22 protein-coding genes are annotated in these 20,971 nt (G+C 46.4%); 21 read left to right on the top strand and 1 reads right to left on the bottom strand.

Translation table 11 applies throughout. The annotated features are described in order from the left end of the window. Positions 1 to 10: 10 nt before the first annotated feature. The 21 genes from ACTNEN_RS01575 (at position 11) to ACTNEN_RS01475 (ending at position 19,379) form a co-directional block, all read left to right on the top strand. Positions 11 to 1,144 (top strand): FtsW/RodA/SpoVE family cell cycle protein, encoded by a 1,134-nt coding sequence (locus ACTNEN_RS01575; protein WP_441204307.1) that lies wholly within the window; start codon positions 11 to 13, stop codon positions 1,142 to 1,144. 58 nt (positions 1,145 to 1,202) lie between these two features. Beyond that, complete coding sequence (mgsA, locus tag ACTNEN_RS01570) at positions 1,203 to 1,592, top strand: methylglyoxal synthase (RefSeq protein WP_441204306.1); 390 nt, start codon at positions 1,203 to 1,205, stop codon at positions 1,590 to 1,592. 19 nt (positions 1,593 to 1,611) lie between these two features. Further along, positions 1,612 to 2,622 (top strand): D-alanyl-D-alanine carboxypeptidase family protein, encoded by a 1,011-nt coding sequence (locus tag ACTNEN_RS01565; protein WP_441204305.1) that lies wholly within the window; start codon positions 1,612 to 1,614, stop codon positions 2,620 to 2,622. A 74-nt stretch (positions 2,623 to 2,696) separates the two neighbouring features. After that, positions 2,697 to 3,116, top strand: coding sequence for a twitching motility protein PilT (locus ACTNEN_RS01560; RefSeq protein WP_441204304.1), 420 nt, complete (start codon positions 2,697 to 2,699; stop codon positions 3,114 to 3,116). Between the two features lie 6 nt (positions 3,117 to 3,122). Further along, on the top strand, positions 3,123 to 4,550 hold the full coding sequence (locus ACTNEN_RS01555; protein WP_441204303.1) for an HlyD family efflux transporter periplasmic adaptor subunit: 1,428 nt from the start codon (positions 3,123 to 3,125) through the stop codon (positions 4,548 to 4,550). Between the two features lie 149 nt (positions 4,551 to 4,699). Next, positions 4,700 to 5,257, top strand: a complete 558-nt coding sequence (locus ACTNEN_RS01550) for a cell division protein SepF (protein WP_441204302.1) — start codon at positions 4,700 to 4,702, stop codon at positions 5,255 to 5,257. Between the two features lie 184 nt (positions 5,258 to 5,441). After that, positions 5,442 to 6,557 carry a 3-dehydroquinate synthase gene (aroB, locus tag ACTNEN_RS01545; RefSeq protein ID WP_441204301.1) on the top strand — a complete coding sequence of 372 codons (1,116 nt, stop codon included), beginning with the start codon at positions 5,442 to 5,444 and terminating at the stop codon, positions 6,555 to 6,557. Then, on the top strand, positions 6,547 to 7,059 hold the full coding sequence (lspA, locus tag ACTNEN_RS01540) for a signal peptidase II (protein ID WP_441204300.1): 513 nt from the start codon (positions 6,547 to 6,549) through the stop codon (positions 7,057 to 7,059). Before aroB ends, lspA begins: the two co-directional genes overlap by 11 nt. Next, positions 7,049 to 7,975, top strand: a complete 927-nt coding sequence (locus tag ACTNEN_RS01535; protein ID WP_441204299.1) for an RluA family pseudouridine synthase — start codon at positions 7,049 to 7,051, stop codon at positions 7,973 to 7,975. The genes lspA and ACTNEN_RS01535 overlap by 11 nt, the downstream gene beginning before the upstream one ends. A 98-nt stretch (positions 7,976 to 8,073) precedes the next feature. Beyond that, the gene (locus ACTNEN_RS01530; RefSeq protein ID WP_441204298.1) at positions 8,074 to 10,542 is read left to right on the top strand and encodes an NlpC/P60 family protein; all 2,469 of its coding nucleotides are present in this window, start codon (positions 8,074 to 8,076) and stop codon (positions 10,540 to 10,542) included. A gap of 165 nt (positions 10,543 to 10,707) precedes the next feature. Further along, entirely contained in the window at positions 10,708 to 11,013 is a 306-nt protein-coding gene (gene rplU, locus ACTNEN_RS01525) for a 50S ribosomal protein L21 (protein WP_441204297.1), read from the top strand. Between the two features lie 31 nt (positions 11,014 to 11,044). Beyond that, positions 11,045 to 11,311, top strand: coding sequence for a 50S ribosomal protein L27 (rpmA, locus tag ACTNEN_RS01520; RefSeq protein ID WP_441204296.1), 267 nt, complete (start codon positions 11,045 to 11,047; stop codon positions 11,309 to 11,311). A gap of 220 nt (positions 11,312 to 11,531) precedes the next feature. Next, the gene (obgE, locus tag ACTNEN_RS01515; protein ID WP_441204295.1) at positions 11,532 to 12,905 is read left to right on the top strand and encodes a GTPase ObgE; all 1,374 of its coding nucleotides are present in this window, start codon (positions 11,532 to 11,534) and stop codon (positions 12,903 to 12,905) included. A gap of 3 nt (positions 12,906 to 12,908) precedes the next feature. Beyond that, entirely contained in the window at positions 12,909 to 13,211 is a 303-nt protein-coding gene (locus ACTNEN_RS01510; RefSeq protein WP_441204294.1) for a YhbY family RNA-binding protein, read from the top strand. Continuing rightward, complete coding sequence (gene nadD, locus ACTNEN_RS01505; RefSeq protein ID WP_441204293.1) at positions 13,204 to 13,821, top strand: nicotinate-nucleotide adenylyltransferase; 618 nt, start codon at positions 13,204 to 13,206, stop codon at positions 13,819 to 13,821. The genes ACTNEN_RS01510 and nadD overlap by 8 nt, the downstream gene beginning before the upstream one ends. A 12-nt stretch (positions 13,822 to 13,833) precedes the next feature. Further along, positions 13,834 to 14,490 carry a bis(5'-nucleosyl)-tetraphosphatase (symmetrical) YqeK gene (gene yqeK / locus ACTNEN_RS01500; protein ID WP_441204292.1) on the top strand — a complete coding sequence of 219 codons (657 nt, stop codon included), beginning with the start codon at positions 13,834 to 13,836 and terminating at the stop codon, positions 14,488 to 14,490. Further along, positions 14,480 to 14,839, top strand: a complete 360-nt coding sequence (rsfS, locus tag ACTNEN_RS01495; RefSeq protein ID WP_441204291.1) for a ribosome silencing factor — start codon at positions 14,480 to 14,482, stop codon at positions 14,837 to 14,839. The genes yqeK and rsfS overlap by 11 nt, the downstream gene beginning before the upstream one ends. A gap of 102 nt (positions 14,840 to 14,941) precedes the next feature. Next, entirely contained in the window at positions 14,942 to 15,586 is a 645-nt protein-coding gene (gene lexA, locus ACTNEN_RS01490; protein ID WP_441204290.1) for a transcriptional repressor LexA, read from the top strand. A 44-nt stretch (positions 15,587 to 15,630) separates the two neighbouring features. After that, positions 15,631 to 17,340: a hypothetical protein gene (locus tag ACTNEN_RS01485; RefSeq protein ID WP_441204289.1), complete on the top strand. Its 1,710-nt coding sequence runs from the start codon at positions 15,631 to 15,633 to the stop codon at positions 17,338 to 17,340. After that, positions 17,333 to 18,760 carry a sensor histidine kinase gene (locus ACTNEN_RS01480; RefSeq protein WP_441204288.1) on the top strand — a complete coding sequence of 476 codons (1,428 nt, stop codon included), beginning with the start codon at positions 17,333 to 17,335 and terminating at the stop codon, positions 18,758 to 18,760. The genes ACTNEN_RS01485 and ACTNEN_RS01480 overlap by 8 nt, the downstream gene beginning before the upstream one ends. Then, positions 18,687 to 19,379: a response regulator transcription factor gene (locus ACTNEN_RS01475; protein ID WP_441204287.1), complete on the top strand. Its 693-nt coding sequence runs from the start codon at positions 18,687 to 18,689 to the stop codon at positions 19,377 to 19,379. The genes ACTNEN_RS01480 and ACTNEN_RS01475 overlap by 74 nt, the downstream gene beginning before the upstream one ends. Here ACTNEN_RS01475 and ACTNEN_RS01470 read toward each other — a convergent pair. Next, positions 19,363 to 20,700, bottom strand: coding sequence for an ATP-binding protein (locus ACTNEN_RS01470; protein WP_441204286.1), 1,338 nt, complete (start codon positions 20,698 to 20,700; stop codon positions 19,363 to 19,365). The two genes, ACTNEN_RS01475 and ACTNEN_RS01470, sit on opposite strands and share 17 nt — an antisense overlap. Positions 20,701 to 20,971 lie beyond the last annotated feature (271 nt).

Raw genomic sequence — 20,971 nt, 5'->3', positions numbered from 1 at the left:
CAGAGAGCTTATGAGATTTGACTATAATTTCAGAAAATATGATTTTCGTCTGGTAATCTACATTGTGATCCTTAATATTGCAGGGATTATGATCATCCGATCCGCCACAAGCGCGACAAGCTATAAGGATCCGCTGGTAGTGCGGCAGATCCTTGGATCGATTGCAGGCTTTGCGGTCTGCGTCGGACTTTCTCTTGTGGATTACCGGAAAATTGTCCGGCAGTACATGCCGATTTATATTTTGTCCATTGCCATGCTTGCAGGCGTACTGGCATATGGAACCGCATCCGGACATGGAGCGGTGCGCTGGATACAGGTTCCTGTGCTTGGACAGGTACAGCCGGCAGAATTTGTAAAGATTGCAATGATCGTTTTTTATGCGGCATATTTTGAAAAGGTTAAGGAAGAGATCAACCTGCCGCATAATATACTTCTGGCGTTTCTTTATTATCTTGCACCGACGGCTCTGATTCTGCTGCAGCCGAACCTCTCGACGGCAATTATCCTTACAATTATAATTGCCGGAATTGTGTTTGCTTCGCCGATCAGCTATAAGTGGCTGCTGGGAGTGATCGCTGCACTTATACCTTTTATCATTGCTTTTATTTTCCTGTTCCGGTCCGGACTGTATGATAAGATACCGTTTCTGCATGGCTACCAGGCAGAACGAATTCTTACGTTTTTGAATCCATCGGAAAACACACAGACCTTCTATCAGCAGATGTACTCTATGATGGCCATCGGCTCCGGTAAGCTTACCGGTAAAGGTCTTAATAACAACTCGATTTTTTCTGTTAAAAATGGAAACTTCCTGGCAGAGGAGGACAATGATTTTATTTTTGCGGTGATAGGAGAGGAGCTTGGCTTCCGTGGAGCGGCAATTATTATCATAATTTTCTTGTTGATTATCATAGAATGTCTTATAATAGCATCAAAAGCAAGAAATTTAAGTGGACGACTGATTTGTGTTGGTATGATGGCCTGGATCGGATTTCAGACCTATACCAATATTGCCGTAGCAACCGGTCTTTTTCCAAATACTGGAATTACACTTCCATTTTTTTCCAGAGGTGTCAGTTCTTTGATTTCTGTGTATATTGGGCTTGGGATAGTCCTCAATGTTGCACTGCAGCGTAGAACATGATACGGATCATAATAAGAGAGATACGTTTTTAATATTTATAATGATGGAGGCAGATTGGATGAACGTTGGTCTTATTGCACATGATGCCAAAAAAAAGCTTATGCAGAATTTCTGTATTGCTTATCGTGGCATACTCAGTAAACATGAAATTTATGCCACCGGTACGACTGGAATGCTCGTGGAGGAAGTTACAAACCTTAAAATCCATAAATTCCTGCCGGGTGAGACCGGAGGCTCCAGACAGCTTGCTTCACAGATTGAGCAGGGAAATATTGATATGGTAATTTTTCTGAGAGACCCGCTGCATGCCAAGGATCATGAGCCGGAGGTAAACTCTATTGTAAAGCTCTGCGATACCTATAATATTCCGATCGCAACCAACCTGGCAACGGCGGAGCTTCTGGTCAAAGCCCTGGAGCGCGGCGATCTGGAGTGGAGAAATATCTGATCCTGATGGGAGATTTTTGATGATACATAAACCTTATGTGGGGACCGGGCATAAACGTCTGTACGGTTTACTGCCCGTTCTTTTTTTGCTTCTTACGCTTAGCTCCTGCGGAGTGAAGCTGGACCATGCATATGATATTAATACAGCGCTTCTGCGTATGAACTCTGTCTCTGCCAGTCAGACCAGCACCTCTCAGGCACATGGCTTTGCAGACGGACTGGCGATCCCGGGAGAAACGGACTTTAATAAGGATAATGTTACATCTCCGGCATTTCTACTGGTTCCTCTGGGATCGAATTCAGATCATCCGGAAGCTTTATCCTACAGTAATCCGTATGTCAAAACCTATCCCGCCAGTATCACCAAGGTTATGACGGCACTAGTTTGTCTGGAAAATACAGATGATTTACAAAAGGAGTTTACAGTAACAAAAAATTCTGTGATCAAGGTTTCCGGGTCTTCCACTGCCTTCTTACATGAAGGAGAGACCCTAAGCATTGAGAATCTGCTCTACGGTATGCTGCTGCCGTCGGGAAACGACGCTGCGGTAGCGGTAGCGGAAGCAACGGCAGGCTCGGTAGATGCCTTTGTCAGGACGATGAATGAAGAAGCGCTTAAGCTTGGCTGCACCGGAACGCATTTTGCCAATCCCAATGGCTTGCCGGATGAGAATCATTACACTACACCATATGATATTTATCTGATCCTGCATAAGGCACTCCAGTATGATGAGTTCCGTAAAATTGTTGGTACTACGGATTACAAGGCGCAGTACAAGGATAAAAACGGTATGCCCAAAACCCAGGAGTGGAAAGGATCCAATCAGTTTATGCTGGGAGAAGTTCCGACGCCGGATGGCTATCAAGTGCTAGGGGGTAAAACCGGTACAACAAATGCTGCAGGATACTGCCTTGCGATGGACGTGCAGAAAACAGCGAGCGGTGAGGAATATATTGCAGTATCAATGAAAAATGAGTCTAAGGCAGACCTTTATACCAATATGACAAACCTGATTTTAAAGATTCATTAAAGCGGGATTGTCAGCTTGAATTTGAGATCTGATTGTAATATACTTAATTCACAACAAGTTAGGAGGTACTCGCTATGGTACAGTTGATTGTAGGTAAGAGAGGCAAGGGCAAGACAAAGCAGCTTCTCGATAAGGCTAATTCCGTTATTAAAGAAGCAAATGGTACTGTCGATTTTCTTGACAAGTCCGCACAGCACATGTATGAGCTTAACAATAAGATTCGTCTTATCAATGTTAATGAATTTCCAATTGACAACGAGGATGCATTTATCGGCTTTGTAAGCGGTATTGTATCTCAGGACCATGACCTTGAGTATATGTTCCTGGACAGCTTCCTCAAGCTTTCCGGTCTCGAGGGCAAGGATATCACAGACTGTATCAAGAAACTTGAGGATCTTGGTGAAAAGTATAAAATCACCTTTGTGCTCAGTGTCTCCATGGATGCCGAGGAACTTCCTGATGGTGTAAAAAAGGACGTAGCAATTGCTCTCTAATTTCTAATGGCTAATCAGCAAAAAACGCAAACGAAAAAGAGTAAGCCGTCTAAATCAAGACCACTTAAAATCAATGTAGGGATTATAATTTTCGGAATTATATTTCTCTACATTGTTTTTAGTGTGTACTCCTATACAACACGGCAGCAGATCCGGTACTATGAGGTACTGAAGGGTGGAATTGTTCGTCAGGAGGAGTATACCGGAGTTGCTCTCCGGGAGGAACAGGCGGTCAATGCCACAAGCTCAGGATATATCCATTATTATATTCAGGATGGGCGCAGGGTTGGCGTAGGCTCTGATGTTTATACAGTAGATGAAACCGGTGCACTGGAAAAATATCTGGAGGAACATCCGGAGCTGACAGCAGAGCTCAGCCCTGACCAGGTTTCAGATATACGTTACCGTTTAACCGCTTTTTCTAGAGACTTTTCTAATGACAACTTTAGCGCGCTTTATGATATGCGGTATGCTCTGGATGCCGCAGCACTAGAGTTTTCCAGTCTCTCCAGTGCGGATGATCTGGAAAAGGCATTAAATGATGCCGGAATCAGCTTTACCAGAGTAACCTCCGATGCTGCAGGCGTTGTGTCCTATGCAATTGATGGAGATGAGGGACTGAAGGATCAGGATGTGACAGCGGATCTCCTCAGCATGAATGGATATAAAAAAAATATCACAAAGCCGGGGCAGCTGATTGAGGCTGGTACGCCGGTATATAAGCTGATCACCTCCTCCAGCTGGAGCATTGTTTTCCCCATTGATGACACAAAAAAAGCACAGTATCAGGACATAAAGACGGTAAATGTCCATTTCCCAGAGCAGGATGTGACAGCGGAAAACGCAGAACTGAGTCTTTTTACCGCAGCAGATGGTAAGGATTATGGCAAGATCACATTGAATGAATTTATGGAGAAGTTCTGCGATGACCGTTTTGTGAAGTTTGAAATCATAACAAATGATGAAAACGGCTTGAAGATCCCGCTTTCCGCAGTAACCGAAAAAGCGTTTTACGTTGTGCCTAAGGACTTTATGGCCAAAGGAGAGGACGGAAGCACCGGCTTTAACAGGCAGGTGGTCTCCGGAGATGGTTCAGGTAATAATACAGAGTTTGTTCCGGCTGAAATTTATCGCATGGATGATCAGTTCTGTTATCTTAATGTTCCGGATGCCCAGGACTCAACGAGTCTAAAGGCTGGTGATTTTGTTACCAAGTCCGGTACCGACCAGACCTATCAGATCGGCCCTACCAAAAACATACAGGGCGTGTATAATATCAACAAGGGCTACTGTATTTTCCGACAGGTTGTGCCTGTGGAATCCAACAACGAATACATGATTGTTGAGGAAAATACGGATTATGGCATTGCTGTATATGATCATATCGTTCTGGATGCTTCTATGGTTAAGGAAGGGCAGCTGATCTATCAATGATCTTATACACGAGCCTTTGCATGCTCTAATGAGCTAAAATCCTTTCATGCAAGGTTGACAAGTATTGAAAATTGTTTAAAATGGTTTTTATTAGCATGACAAAAGAATGAAATAATACCTATCTGGTCAGACGGGAGATAACAGAAAAAATGAGTTTTATTAGTAATATTATGAAGAGCATGAAACTGAATCAGGATGATGATTATGATCTTGATGATGATTATGATTTTGATGATGATGGAAGCTACGATGACGGAGGTGATGCGGATGCAGAGCCCCGTTCAGGTGGATTTTTATCCAGATTGACAGGCGGTATCGGCGGACATCCTGAGGACGATGCGGATGATGTTGTGGATGCAAAGCCAAGGATCTTTGGCAGATCCAGAAACGCAGATGACACGCAGAGGAGATCAACAGGTATGGAAGTGACAATGATTAAACCTACATCGATGGATGACTCCAGAGAGATTTGTGATTACCTGCTCAATGGTAAGGCAGTAGTGCTTAATATGGAGGGACTCCATATGGAAATCGCACAGAGGATCATTGATTTTACCTCAGGTGCGGCATATTCTATGGATGGTAACCTGCAAAAGATTTCCAATTATATTTTTATCGCTACTCCGGAAAATGTAGAGCTTTCCGGTGATTTCCAGAATATGCTTGCGGGAAATACGGACATCAACAACATCAACATGCGCATCTGATCTTCATAGTAATAGTAATAAAGGGCATATCTGATCTACTCGGATATGCCTTATTTTTTATCTCAGCATTTTCTGATTATCATGATTTCGGATGCAGACGTTTGGCTGATTTTTATAATATTCCTGTTGATATCACATTTTTCCATTGTTGAAACTCGTCTTTTGTCTTATGGAAGGAGCGCAAATGCCCAGAAAATTAGATGTAAGCTGTGACGGAGACTACGCTTACTCAATTTATATTGAGAGAAGCTTTGATAAATTACCTGAAGCAATCAGAACCCTGCCTGTCTCCGGCAGGAGGGTACTGATTGTAACCGATACCAATGTGGCACCGCTATATCTCGATGAGGTAAAGGAGCATTGTAAGACCTGCTTTGAGTATGTGGACAGCCTTGTGCTTACGCCCGGAGAGGAACATAAAAATACGGATTCGATTTCCGAAATTTATGAACGGCTGATTCTGGACGGATTTGATCGAAATGATTACCTCCTTGCACTTGGGGGCGGTGTTACCGGAGATATGACAGGCTTTGCGGCAGCAACCTATATGCGGGGAATCGCGTTTATCCAGGTGCCGACGACACTGCTCGCACAGGTAGACAGCTCTATCGGAGGCAAGACCGGAGTGGATTTCCGGGCGTATAAAAACATGGTTGGTGCGTTTCACATGCCTAAGCTTGTTTACAGCTGCATCGGGACGCTCGCAAGTCTAGACGAGGCGCAATATGCATCCGGTATGGGAGAGGTGATTAAGCATTCCATGATCAAGGTGATCAATGGAGTGGATTATTATCACTATCTCTTAACACATAAAAAGGAGCTGGAAGCGCGGGATCCGGATGTGCTGGAGGAAACGGTATATTACTCTAATCTGATTAAGAGGGATGTGGTTGAACGGGATCCGAAGGAGCATGGAGAGCGTAAAATCCTTAATTTCGGACATACTCTTGGACATGCCATCGAGAAATGCTCGCATTTTTCCTATACACATGGACAATGTGTGGCATTTGGCTGTCTTGGAGCCCTCCATCTCTCACATATTACCACCGAGGAGGAAAATAATGAGATCCGCTCCCTGATGGAGTCTGTTGGTCTTGATACAAAGCTTAAGGAGATGAATGTTCCTGAAATCCTTGCGGCTACACGGAAGGATAAGAAGATGGATCATGGGCATGTCAGCTTTATCCTGCTTCATGACATTGGTCAGGCGTATATTGACACACATGTGACGGATCAGGATATGGCATCTGCACTTCAGTATCTTATGCAAACCGGAAAGATTTTAAACAATGAAGCTTAACGTAAAAAAAAGTATTCTATTTGCGCTCATTTCTGCACTTTTGATTCTGCCGGATCAGTGGACCAAGCAGCTTGCAGTTCAATATTTAAGTGACGGAACTTCGATCCCGCTGATCCCTAACATCCTGTATTTACTTTACGTGGAAAACAGGGGTGCTGCCTTTGGGATCCTGTATGGGAGACAGTGGATTTTTTATATCATCACCATTGTGGTATTATTCTCGATCCTGTATATCGTCGGCAGGACTCCCACTGATCGACGGTATCGGCCGCTGCTTCTGGTATCCGGTCTAATTTTCGGAGGTGCGCTGGGAAATTTCATAGACCGGGTACGCCAGGCTTATGTTGTGGATTTCATCTATTTCCGTCCGATCGATTTTCCGGTTTTTAATGTGGCGGATATCTTTGTGACCGTTGGCTGCTTTGCCCTGGTGCTGCTGTTTTTGTTTTATTATAAGGATGATGATTTTGATTTTGTAAAGAGGCGGAAGGATGATCACTGAAATTACCGTAGAGGATACATCCGGACAGAGACTTGATCAGTATCTCTCGGAACGTACAGAGCTGGGGCTTAGCCGTACGTACCTTGGAAGGCTGATCAAGGAGCAGGAAATCCTTGTGAATGGAAAAACCGCCAAGGCAAGCACAAGGGTAAAGATCGGAGATCAGATCCGGCTGGATATTCCGGAGCCTGAAACGCTGGATGTAGAGCCGGAAAATATTCCGCTTGACATTGTATATGAGGACGCGGACCTGCTGATTGTCAACAAGCCTAAAGGCATGGTTGTACATCCTGCGGCAGGACATTATACGGGAACGCTTGTCAATGCAGTCATGTACCATTGCGGCAGGGAATTATCCTCGATCAATGGAGTACTGCGGCCGGGCATTGTGCATAGAATTGATAAAAACACGACAGGGCTTCTGGTGGTCTGTAAAAATGACCATGCACATCAGTCACTTGCAGCGCAGCTTAAGGCACATACGATCACCCGGAAGTATGCGGCGATTGTGGTCGGAAACATTCGCGAGGACGAGGGCACGGTGGATGCACCTCTGGCAAGGAGCAGGACAGACCGGAAAAAGCAGGCAATTGACGAGCTGAATGGCCGCCGTGCAGTGACCCATTACCGGGTATTGGAGCGGTTTGGCGAGTATACGCTGATCGAATGTGTGCTGGAGACGGGGCGTACCCATCAGATCCGTGTGCATATGGCAAGTATCAAGCATCCGGTTCTGGGGGACGACGTATATGGTCCGAAATCCTGTCCGTTCCATCTGGAGGGACAATGTCTGCACGCCAAAACGCTGGGGTTTATTCATCCTTCTACCGGACAGTATGTGGAGTTTGATTCGGATTATCCCGAGTACTTTACAAAGCTCCTTGTGAAGCTTAGAGAGCGGAGAGCTGGAAAATGAGATCGTGCATTTCAAAATATGGTTTTAAAAGCTTGGACATAGAAGCTTGAGAATAAAATTTAAGCTTACCGGATGCTGTTCGCAGGTTATAGTATTTTATGTCAATCAGAAAAGATTTTAATTTCACAGGAAAACAGAAGCTCGCTGCGTCAGTGCTTACGGCAGCCGGCATACTTATAAGTTCCATTGCCGGGCATATGGGAAGTTTCCCTGCGCCTCCGGAAACAGAGAAAGCGACGGAAAGCGAGATCGCAACGGATTCTGATGCGAATGCAGCATCCCGGTTTGCCAACCCCCACTCGAGCCTTCTGGATATCGACAGCAGTGAGGATGCGGGAACGTTTCATCCGGCAGCTGACAAGCTGAATCTTGCCTATTTCTATGCGGATGATGCGGATGAGAGTGATGTGCTTAATTCCTACGCAGGAGAAGTATATCGGGATCTCATGAGAGAGGATGAGCAGTACATTGCCAGAATCTATGATCTCGCAGGGACCTCTCCTTTGGCAATGGCAAAACAGCTGGGAGTACGTACCGGCAGAGTCATGGGGAAATATAATCCCAATGCGGGACAGGATCCCGGGGATCCGTCCACCTGGGCAGTGCCGGAATTTAAACGCGTCAATATTACGTTTTATGATGCGGATGGAAATCAGGTCAATGAGTATTCCAATGTAAAGGACATCATGGCGATGGCCAGTGTGTACTGCTTTAAACATAATTATCTGGACCATGAGACGTTTTCAAGGATCTGTCATGAGCTTTATGAAAAATCACATTCCTATCGCGTCAGCATCGGCTCGGTATATTATGATGACGGATGCATTCATAAAAGCATAAAGGAGGAAGCAGAGGAGGCGGAAGAGGAGGAAAAGCAGGCGGAAAATCTCTCCAGAAGCCTGGAGCGTGCGACGGCAAAATCCGAGGGACTCCTCGATACTTCCGGACAGGGCAAGGCGGAGAGCAGCTATGCGGCTTCTAATGCAGCGCTGCGTGATGGAGAGACGGATGCTGCCGGAAGAGAAATCAGAATTATCGAGCAGGACGGAAAGCAGTATGTGGTGACCTACGAAGGGGAAAGAGATGAAAATGGCAGAAGCCGTGTAAGCTTTACTCCGCTCGAGGAGTACACAGGTAAAATTTCCGGAAACAACGGTGCGGATACCGAAACGCAGTCTGCGTCTGGCAAGGAAGCTTCTACGGAAAACCCGCAAAAAGAAACGATATCTGCATCAGGAGAGTCTCTGCCGGAGAGCACACAGGCGGATCCTTCTGCTTCTAATAAAAAGACGCAGGAAACTACAAAGGCTGAAACCAGTAAAGCTGCATCGGAAACCGGGTCTACGGAAGCTTCTTTTAGGGAGACCACGCAAGCTGGAGGTACGGAAGCTGTTTCCGGAAATCCGGAGAGCAGCGCTGCAGGAAGCAGCGGTGATGCACAGGCGTCCGGCGGCAAGGGAGCTATTGGTATGAGGTATCAGGGAGGCGGATCCGGGTACGGGAAATATACGACAGCATATCGGACTTCCGCCGGTAAGGCATCCTCCATGGTATATATACCGGAGAAATATAAGGCTAAGCCTATGAGCAATACTGCGTTGGTGACGGATGGAAGCAAAGCGCAGGGCGAGGATCAGAACGCAGTAACAAGTCCGGCGGGGGAAAGCGGTGATACGACCTTGACCAAGGAGCAGGAAAGCGGAAGCGTAAAAGACGAGGGTCAAACGGTGAAACCGTCAGAAGAATCCGGGAATCAGAATTCTGACAACGCTAAATCAGATACAGCTCATGTTTCCGGGGCGGAGTCAGAGGATATATCCAGCAAAAATTACTGCCCGGGGCATATAGACCTTAATATTTCCGTGACATTGTGCGGGTTTGATGATGAGAAGGGACTTCGTGCCATTGATCTAAGCTCTGACGATGCCCTCGAAGCGATGGATAAGGATAGTCCCAACTGCCGCTGGTTTGGCTGGGATCAGGAAAATATTGCTTCTGCGGAGGCACTGATTTCTCAGGACTGGTTTACGACCTATGGACTCACAATCTCTGCACTGGATCCTAAAAAACCGCTGACCCAGGAGGAAATATCCGCTTACCTTTCAAAGCTCCCTGAGGATATCAGCGAGGATCGTAAAAAGGTGCTTGCATTCGCGCTTGGCTCTGTAGGCAAAATACCATACTATTGGGGCGGTAAGGCAAGCCGCGCCGGATACGATGGCAACGGCTTCGGTTCGGTAACAGACCCGGATTATAAAGGCAGGATACTGCGGGGACTGGACTGCTCCGGCTGGGTGCAGTGGGTATACTGGTCTGCCATCGGAAACCGGCTGGAGGATGCTACCAGTACTTCGGTTTTAATCGGACTGGGAGAAAGGATCAATCGGGCGGATCTAAAGCCCGGGGATATCATTGTCCGGGTGGGTACAGACTCACATGTGCTTATGTTCCTGCAATGGTCAGAGGACGGCAAAATGGTTGTCATCCATGAAAATTCAGCCTCCAACAACGTTTCTGTCGATGAGCTTAATGTCAATTACCCGTATTACAGAAAGCTGATCGAGTAAGACCTGGAATGACATAAAATTTCCTATAAGTTGTCATGCAAAAGACTTGACATCCATCTTGCTTCAGTGTATTTTAATTAAGTATGCCGCTTAGCGAGGTTTGTAAATGATTTCATAAGGAAATCTGCCAAAGCTAGCGAGTAATGATTATAGGAGGTCCCTCGTATGTACGCAGTTATTCTTACTGGTGGTAAGCAGTACAAGGTTAGCGAAGGCGATGTCATTAGAGTTGAGAAGCTTGACGCCAAGGAAGGTGATCAGGTTACCTTTGATCAGGTCCTTGTTCTCAATGATGGTGCTATGAAGATCGGAACACCTGTTGTTGAAGGTGCCAAGGTTTCCGCTACTGTAACCAGGAACGGCAAGGCCAAGAAGGTCATTGTTTACCGTTACAAAAGAAAATCTGGCTATCACAAGAAAAACGGTCACAGACAGCTCTTTACAGAAGTAAAGATTGATTCAATCGGCTGAGTATTTAGTTTAGCAGAGGAGGAAAATCACAATGGCTCATCATAAAGGTATGGGCTCTACCAAAAACGGTAGAGATTCGGAGTCTAAAAGACTTGGTGCCAAGAGAGCTGACGGACAGTTCGTCAAGGCAGGTAACGTATTATATAAGCAGAACGGAACAAGAATCCACCCGGGTCAGAATGTAGGTCTCGGTAATGATTACACTCTTTTTGCCAAGATCGACGGTGTTGTAAAGTTCTCCCGTCTTGGCAGAGACAAGAAGCAGGTTTCTGTTCTTCCTAAGGTTGTTACTGAGTAAGCTTTAGAAACTCACATTCCCCATGCCGGAGCTTCCGGTGTGGGGATTTTTTTAACAAATCTTTCTGAATGCGGTATTTGTTATAAAATGACGTTGAAAGCCTGGTTTTCAGCGTGCTATCATATCCATAACAGTGGAGACATCGTCTCTGCAGGGACGTAATTGCAATAGCCGCGCCGGTATGTATATCCGGAGAGCGGGTAGATTATAGGAGAAATTTATGTTTGCTGATGTAGCAAGAATTTTTGTAAAAAGCGGAAAGGGCGGAAATGGACATGTGTCCTTCCGCAGAGAGCTGTATGTGCCGGCAGGCGGTCCGGATGGCGGTGACGGCGGAAAGGGCGGCGATGTCATATTTGAGGTAGACACCGGACTCAATACGCTGGAGGACTTCCGGAATCAGGTGAAATATATTGCCACGCCCGGTGAGGAAGGCGGTGGAAAGAGGATGCATGGTAAAAACGGTAAGGACATGATCATCCGCGTTCCGGAGGGCACAATTATCAAGGATGACGAAAGCGGCAAGATTATTGCGGACATGTCCGGAAGTAATAACCGTCTTGTGCTGCTTAAAGGCGGTCGCGGGGGACTTGGTAATATGCATTTCGCTACGCCTACCATGCAGGCGCCACGATTTGCGCAGCCTGGTCAGGATTCCAGAGAGCTCTGGCTCAGGCTTGAGCTGAGAGTAATTGCGGATGTCGGACTGATCGGATTCCCCAATGTCGGTAAGTCCTCCATCCTCACTATGTGCTCCAATGCACGTCCGCAGGTTGCCAATTATCACTTCACAACCATCAATCCGCATCTCGGTGTCGTGAATCTCTCCGGCGACCGTTCATTTGTCATGGCGGATATTCCGGGCCTGATTGAGGGAGCCTCCGAGGGCGTGGGGCTGGGATACCAGTTCTTACGTCATATAGAGAGATGTAAGGCGCTGATCCATGTGGTGGATGCTTCTGGAAGTGAAGGCAGAGACCCGGTGGAGGACGTGGAAACCATCCATGAGGAGATCCGGAAGTATGACGCATCCATTCTGGAGCGCCCGCTGATCATTGCTGCCAACAAAACCGATCTGATTTATGACATGGAAGATCCGGACAATGGGTATCAGCGCCTGAAGCGTGCCTATGAGCCGAAGGGGATCAAGGTTCTGCCGATTTCTGCAGCCACCAACCAGGGACTCCGGGAGCTTCTGGAGGCAGCCTGGGAGTTTGTAGACAAAATAGGAAACACGCCGGTGACCTATCAGAGTGAAATCAGTCCGGAGGAGGTCGGCAAGGTCGAGCAGCTCAGCATCATTCTCAATAACCCAACAGATGGTGTCTTTACCGTTGAGGGACCGAAGATCGACAAGATGCTTGGTTATACCAACCTGGAAGCAGAAAAAGGCTTTAATTTCTTCCAGCATTTCATGGTGGAGCAGGGGATTATCAAGCGCCTTAAAAAGATGGGACTTAAGGATGGAGATACGATTAAGATTTACGGTCATGAGTTTGAATATCTCGACACCGAGGAGTATGACGCGGGGAAACGCGATGACTTTAAGGATGAGAATTTTGGAGTAAGCGATCACAAGGATGCGGAGGAGTAAGTCATGAAGCAGTACATCAGCAACAGTAAACAACGCGCGCTCTTAAAGGGAGCTGCCATGCATATGGATCCGGTGCTTGCCATCGGTAAAAATTCACTTACTCCGGAGTTTATCGCAGCTGTCAGTGAAAATATTGCCAAAAATGAAATCATCAAAATCAATGTACTTAAGAACTGCGATGATGATGTAAAGGAAATTGCGTATACTCTGGCTGAGAGATCTCTCTCGGAGGTAGTGCAGATCATCGGACGCAAAATTGTTTTATATAAACCGGCAAAGGATCCGAAGGACAGACGATATGAATAAAAGGATCGGCATTATGGGCGGAACCTTTGATCCGATCCATAATGCCCATCTCGCCTTAGCCGAATGTGCTTTGATACAGCTGTCCTTGGACGAAGTCTGGTTCATGCCGGCAGGAAATCCATATTTTAAAAAGGACAGACATGTAACCGACGGAGAGGACCGCTGCCGGATGACAGAGCTTGCCATTGCGGGGAAGCCGCACTTCTTCCTGTCCCGGCTGGAACAGAAACGCGACGGAGAAACCTATACAGCAGACACGCTGAAATATCTGCATATGCGGTATCCGCAGGACCACTTTTATTTCCTGACAGGTTCCGATTCCCTGTATCAGATAGAAAGCTGGTATCAACCGGAGACTATCCTCAGGCTCGCGACACTTGTGACAGCAGAGCGGGAGTATCCTGACAGACCCAGGTCATTACGTGCGGAGGCTTCCTACCTTGCCGCTAAATACCACGGCGATGTCAGAATCTTATCTTTACGTGAGATCGATATCTCAAGTACGATGATCCGGGAGATGGTTCGTAGAGGCAAAGACATCTCACAACTGGTTCCACTGGGAGTTGCTGAATATATCAAAGAGCATAAGCTTTATTGTGATAACGGATGAGGAGAACACAAAATGGCATCGGATAAATATACAGAACATTTGGCGGCGAATGACGGAAAGCCGGATATTTCCGGGATTCTCAGGATCCGTGAAAAGCTTAAGGAAATTCTCAAGCCGGACCGGTATGAGCATTCCATCAGCGTGAGCTTTACTTCGATCTGCCTTGCAATGCGCTATGGCGAGGATCTCCATCGGGCGGAGCTTGCGGGGCTTGTGCATGACTGCGCAAAGCAGTTTAAGCATGATGAGCTGATCAGACGCTGCAGGGAAGACGGGATTACGCTGACAGAGGATATGCTCAAGGCGCCACAGGTGATCCATTCCGTCTATGGGGCAGTGTATGCCAGGAAGCTTTTTGGCATCGAGGATCCGGAGATTCTATCAGCAGTTTATTATCATACACTTGGCAGAGCGGAGATGACGATGCTGGAAAAAATTGTATTTACGGCAGATTATATTGAGGTCAGACGCTGCAAAGCGGCAAGGCTTCCGGAAATCCGCCAGCTGGCATTTACAGATCTTGATCGCTGTATATATGAAATCATGAAGGATACTATGCAGTATCTTAAACAGAGCGGATCCTATATTTGCCGTGATTCACTGGATGCATTTCAATATTATAAAAATCTTCAGGACAAACAACATCAGGAGGCAAAGCATGACAACTGAAACATCAAAAGCTATGGTTAAAACCTGCGTCAACGCACTGGAGGCAAAGCAGGGCAGAGACATCTCCGTCATTGACATTTCCGGAGTCTCGGTGATTGCGGATTACTTTGTCATCGTTACCGCAGATAACATGCGGCAGGTGGATGCATTATCGGATGCGGTCCAGGATAAGATGGCAGAGGCCGGATTTGAGCTGCGCCGTGCGGAGGGTGTACAAAATTCCGGATGGATTTTACTGGATTATAATGACATCATTGTGCATATCTTTGATAAGGAACAGAGACTCTTTTATGACCTTGAGAGGATCTGGTCCGACGGTAAAAAGGTGGTTGATGTAAACAAGCTGTAACGAAATATTGTCCCGCACGGATGTTTGCATTTTTACAGGGGCTATGCTATACTTTTACAAATGAAACATGCGTTTTAAAATACCATGACAGGAGAGAGTCCTATGGGCAGACATAAAAAACAGCCGGATCCTAATAATATGACGCCGAAGCAGCTGGCGGTTTTTAATTATATCAAGGACTGTGTCCTGGAACGGAATTATCCGCCCTCTGTCAGAGATATCTGCAAGGCGGTCGGATTAAAATCCACATCGAGTGTATTTTCCTACATCAACGATCTGGAGCAGATGGGACTCATTAAAAAGGATCCAGCACATCCCAGAGCACTGCAGATCATGACTAGAGAATTTCAGGCACAGCAGGAGCAGGAAATTGCGCAGATCCCTGTTGTCGGTACGGTGGCGGCAGGACTTCCGCTCCTTGCAGAGCAGAATATAACCGAGTATTTTCCAATCCCTGTAGACATGCTGCCTAATAAAAAGGTTTTTATGCTGACAGTCCGGGGAGAGTCCATGATCAACTGCGGCATCTATAATGGAGACCGCGTTATTGTGGAGCAGCAAAATACCTGTGAAAATGGTGAAATTATTGTTGCATTGATTGACGACAGTGCTACGGTAAAGCGTTTTTACAAGGAAAACGGGCATATCCGTCTGCAGCCGGAAAATGATGCGATGGAACCGATTATTGTTCCGGACTGCAGGATTCTGGGCAAGGTGATCGGACTGCTCCGGATGGGCGTGAAATAGGCAGTATATAACAGTAATAATATGTAGTTGACCGGAGGGTACCGATGCTCCATATTACAAAAACTGTAAAAAGAATAGCACTTGGATTTCTACTGGCACTTTTACTTAGCGCACTGATACGCTCTGTTAAAGTGCCTTTTTTAACGTCAACAATGCTGCAGGGCTTTTTTTACTGTGGAATCACCATTGCCTGGATGATTTCCATACTGATCCGTATCAATGAACGAAAGGTTCGTTCTCTGCTTGTAGCCATTGCGGCGCTGGTACTTCTCTTTTTTTACTTTAAAATTGTGCGGTACAATCTGATTCCGGATTTTGGCAGAGCGCACAGATTTTTCTGGTATGCCTACTATATTCCCTTTATCGGGATCCCGTTATGCTCCATACTGATCGCAGTTCGGATTGGTATGAAGGACGACCAAAGGCTTCATTTCCGCTGGTATGCACTGTATCTGGTCGGACTTCTTTTGATTTTGACTTTTCTTGGCAATGATGTTCATGAGCTTTGCTTTAGGTTTCAGGGAAACCCGGATTATGAGAGATACAGCTACGGACCTGTATATTATCTGTCTGTTGTCTGGGTTCTCATACTTACTGCATGCAGCTTTATCATTCTATACAGGAAATGCACGCTCTCTCAGGTAAAAAAGAAGGTCTATTATCCGATCAGCGTCCTGGTGCTCGAGCTTTTATATATGTTTATTATATTTCTCTATAAAGGACAGACACCGGATCTTCCCATTATTGGATATTTCCGGATTTCTGAAGTATATTCCATATGTAATATCGCATTCTGGGAGGCTAATATACAGATCGGTCTTATTTCCGCTAACAGTGAGTATAGTGGTATTTTTAAGATGTCCAGGATCCGGACGATCCTGGTGGATGAAAATGGGGACATTGTTCTGAAGTCAGCTTCGGCAAAGTGCCCCTCCAAGGAACAGCTTCTAATGGCACGAGAGGATGCCTGCTACATTGCTCCGGATATGAGACTCCAGAGTCATAAGGTGAAGGGCGGCTGGATTTACTGGGTCAGTGATCTTTCCGGGATCCACAGGCTATCGCATCAGTACAGAGAGGCTGCCGAGCAGCTTGCAGAAAGCAATACCCTCTTATCCGCGGAAAATGAGCTTAAGGAAAACAAGCTGAGAAATGAATGGAAAAACCAACTCTATGATGAAATTTCGCTTATCGCAAAGCCGTATTTCACAAGGATTAGAGCGGAGCTTTTTCAGCAGGATCTTAGTGATAGAACGTTTCGCAGGCAGGCATCGGTTGCGTGCGTTGCTTCTGCCTATATCAAGCGGAGGGCAAATCTTATGTTTTTAAAAGAACAGACAGGTCTGATCGACGCCCGAGAGCTTTTGCTGTCCATAAGAGAAAGCATGGAGTATCTCCAGTTTCTGGATATTTCCACACATGTTACGATGCTGCTTAAGACAAGCGTGTGCACCTATTCTGCTGATACGATCCTATTGCTATATGATTATTTTGAGAGCTTTATTGAGGAAAGAACAGGTTTGCTTGAGGCGCTGATGGTCCGCCTGGTTGCAGAAAATGCACTGACCTTTAAGCTTATCGCATCACTTGCAAAAGGTACGAAAGATCACGGTACCACCGGATACGTAGGCTTAAGCTCTGCCGAGCTTGCCGGGAGGCTGATTGCCTCGGGAGGTAAAAAGACCGAAGTCCTGGAGGATGACACCCTTTATATTACACTGACTACACCACAGGGAGGTTCCGACAATGCATGAGGATTTCAAGCGGAATATCCATATCCTTTTATACCGGACCCTTATCGATTGTCCTGTCGCTTTTATCAAGCTTTGCATGTTCTGGAGCTCACTTTTGATCCTTGTATTTATCCATATTGGTCTTGTGAATCTATATTTACGGCGTCCATGGAAGTATTTCTTACATACATTGCTTAATCTTTTAGGACTTTACATACTGGTCCAGGGAATTTATTTTGCAGATCGGCTGCGGGTCGAACCGGTCGAGGGATATGCACGTGCAGCTGCTATAGTATTTCAGAGGATGAATGCAGTGGTTCTTGTGCTGGTATTGCTGCTGGAGAGTCTGTCACTTGTGTTTTATTATACGGAACTATGGAACTATGTCGCAAAGCACCCTACCGTGCGCTCCATCAAGGAGGGGCTGGATTATCTCCCAACAGGGCTGTTGTATTACTGGGAGGATGGTGCTTTGATGTTTGCAAACCTGGAGATGGATCTTCTTGCCCAAAAGATGCTTGGAAGGTCTATTTATGCAGTCGGAAACGGTATGACACTGGAAAAAAGCATAAGAGAAGGTAAGCTGTCGGAGGGATGCAAGTTTATGGACAGGGGTCCTCAGCTTACGGTAAAGCTTGCAGATCAAAAGGTATGGCAGTTTCATATGCGGGAGTTTCTGATTGGTAAATGGACGGTGCATGAAGTACTGGCATATGATATCACGGAAGAAAATCGTCTCCATGAGGAGGTTTATATCCAGTACGGAGAGCTCCGGAAAATTGCAGGCAGACTCAGGCATTATAGCGAAAACATGCGCGAACTTACACACGAGGAGGAAGTGCTTCAGGCTAAAATCCAGGTTCATGATGAGATAGGACGGGTTATGCTTGCCACCAAAAGGTATCTTGCAGGTGCACAGGATGCACCGACGCGGGAGGAGCTTTTGCCGCTCTGGCAGCGAATGATGTTTCTGAATCATACCGCGACGGAGCCCGGAAAGGAAGAAAATGCCGTGCGCACTATCCTGGAGGTATCGGAGCTTCTTGGAATCCGGACGGAGATCTCAGGTAAAATCACCTCGCTTACGCCTGTAGAAAGGGAGATCTTTATGATGGGCGCACGTGAGACACTGTCCAATGCTTGCCGCCATGCCGGAGCGCAGCATATGTGGATAAGTATAATAAAAGAGGATGGCGGGACGACCATAAAATATCAGAATGACGGTAAGGTCCCGAAGGGAGAAATAATCGAGGGCGGCGGTCTCTCGGGCTTACGTAAGCAAACGGAACATGCCGGAGGACATATGGCGATTGCAACCGGTAATTTCTTTATCCTTACTATTTTTTTGCCGGAAAGAGGAAAAACAGATGCAGGAAAATACGGATCAACAGAAAAGTACGGAACTGTCGGAGGTACAGCGATTTCGGGTCCTGATTGTTGAGGATCAGGAAATGCCCCGCCAGCTTTTTGAAGCGATGATTGCTGGAAGCGGGAGATATGGGCTTGTAAAAAGCATTCGCAGTGCAGATATGGCGGACCTTGTCTGCGGATACTGCAAGGTGGATCTCATCCTGATGGATGTATTGACGGAGCTTGGCGCCAGCGGACTCAATGCTGCCGGAAGGATCAAAAGGAGGTTTCCGGCAATCCGGATCATTATCGTCACCTCCATGCCGGAGGTCAGCTGGATCCGGCGTGCCAGAGACCTCGGCGTTGACAGCTTCTGGTATAAGGAGGTGAACGAGGAGCCGATCCTGTCTATTATGGACCGGACCATGCAGGGAGAGCATGTATATCCGGATGAGGCGCCGGTTGTGAAGCTTGGAGATGCGCTCAGCTCCGATTTTACGGATCGTGAGATCGAAATCCTGCGGGAGCTGATCACCGGAGATACCAACCAGGAGATTGCGGACCGGCTGCATCTCAGTCTTTTTACCGTCAAGGACTATATCAAGAAACTGCTGCTTAAAACAGGGCTGCACTCCCGCACAGAGCTTGCTGTAAAAATCAGTCAGGCCGGCATCGTGATCAATGACCGGCAGCTTATAGAGCCGGATTAAGGGAATTGATAAACTGCTGTGCAATCCTGCCGGTATGACCACCCTTCCGGACAGACCAGGTGTTTGCCTTACGGATTAGATCTTCCTCCGGCAGTGAAATCCTGTATTTGGCAGCGAGTTTTTTAACGATTTCGTGATATTCATCAAAGCTTGGTCTTGTGTAAAGGATATTCAGTCCGAACCGGTCTACGAGCGACAGCTTCTCCTCCATTGTATCGGAATGATGCAGATCCTCCTGATCGACCATGTCCTTCCGGTCGGAGAGATTTTCCTTAATCAGGTGCCGGCGGTTTGAAGTAGCATAGATCAGGATGTTGTCAGGTCTGGTTTCAAAGCCACCCTCAATGACAGCCTTAAGGTATTTATATTCGATCTCGAACTCCTCAAAGGAAAGGTCATCCATAAAGATGATAAAGCGATAGTTCCTGGACTTGATTCTGGAAATTACATAGGAGAGATCCTTGAACTGATGCTTGTATATTTCAATGAGGCGGAGACCCTTGGGATAAAATTCGTTGAGCGTTGCCTTGACGGTTGTGGATTTACCTGTGCCGGCATCTCCGTAAAGCAGTACATTGTTGGCTGCACGTCCCTCAATAAATGCAAGCGTGTTGTCATAGACCTGCTTTTTCTGCGCTTCATATCCTACAAGATCATCAAAATTTACCTGATCCAGATTGTTGATCGGGATCAGCTCCGGGGTGCCGTCGACATCATTTCGGATTCGGAATGCCTTGTTTAAGCCAAACATGCCGACACCGTACTGCTGATAAAAGGAGATCAGGCAGGCTTGAAATTCCTCCGCTGTGGTACTTGCGGCGAGCTTATGATTCAGGTCGTTTACGATTGCGCTGATATAGTGATGATACATCCGCTCATGCTTCTCTATCGCATGATACTCTGTCAATATGGATAATGCAGGGACATCGAGAGCCTTGACAAGAGGCTGGAGGTCATAGTGGAGAAGCTTCATCAGGAGCTCTCCGTCTTTAAGCGCAAGAAGCGAGGCGGAGCCCTGCTGCATCAGCCGTTTCTCGGAAACAAGTGCCAGAGGGTTTTCATCATTCATAATGAGATAGGTAAGATAACATTGCCAGAGATTATCCTGAAATCCATAGGTCGTTCCAACTTCCATAATCCTGTGCACCTGATCCAGCACCAGAGACCGGAGCTCCTCAGGATCCGTGTGCGTATTTCTGTGGTCCGTAACATATCCATTATCCGTAAGTGCATGTTTTTCTATGTCCGCAAGCGTGCGGATTACGGGATCTTTTTTCAGTGACTGATATACGACAAGCCCCGAGAGCAGATGATAAAGCATTTTTTGTACCTCCTTTTTGGTTATAACTTGGCTATAAACATATCACATCCGTTTATACTTTGCATGAAATTTCAATATATTTTTTATCGATTATTTTCTTGACGAAAAAAAGCATTTATGGGATGATATGGGAAACAAAACGCATCCCAAAGTTGGATGCAGAAAGGCAATGTAAAAGCAATGGGTTATCCGATGACTTGCAAAGTTAAAGCAAATGCCAGTGAAATGAATCTGCTCACAATCGTCATTTACCTGATTAGCATTAGCGTGG

The sequence above is a fragment of the Oribacterium sp. HCP28S3_H8 genome, from assembly GCF_052064775.1.
Classification (GTDB): Bacteria; Bacillota; Clostridia; order Lachnospirales; family Lachnospiraceae; genus Oribacterium.
Note: the sequence above shows the minus strand (reverse complement) of the source record. Positions and strands in the feature narration are given on the sequence as shown.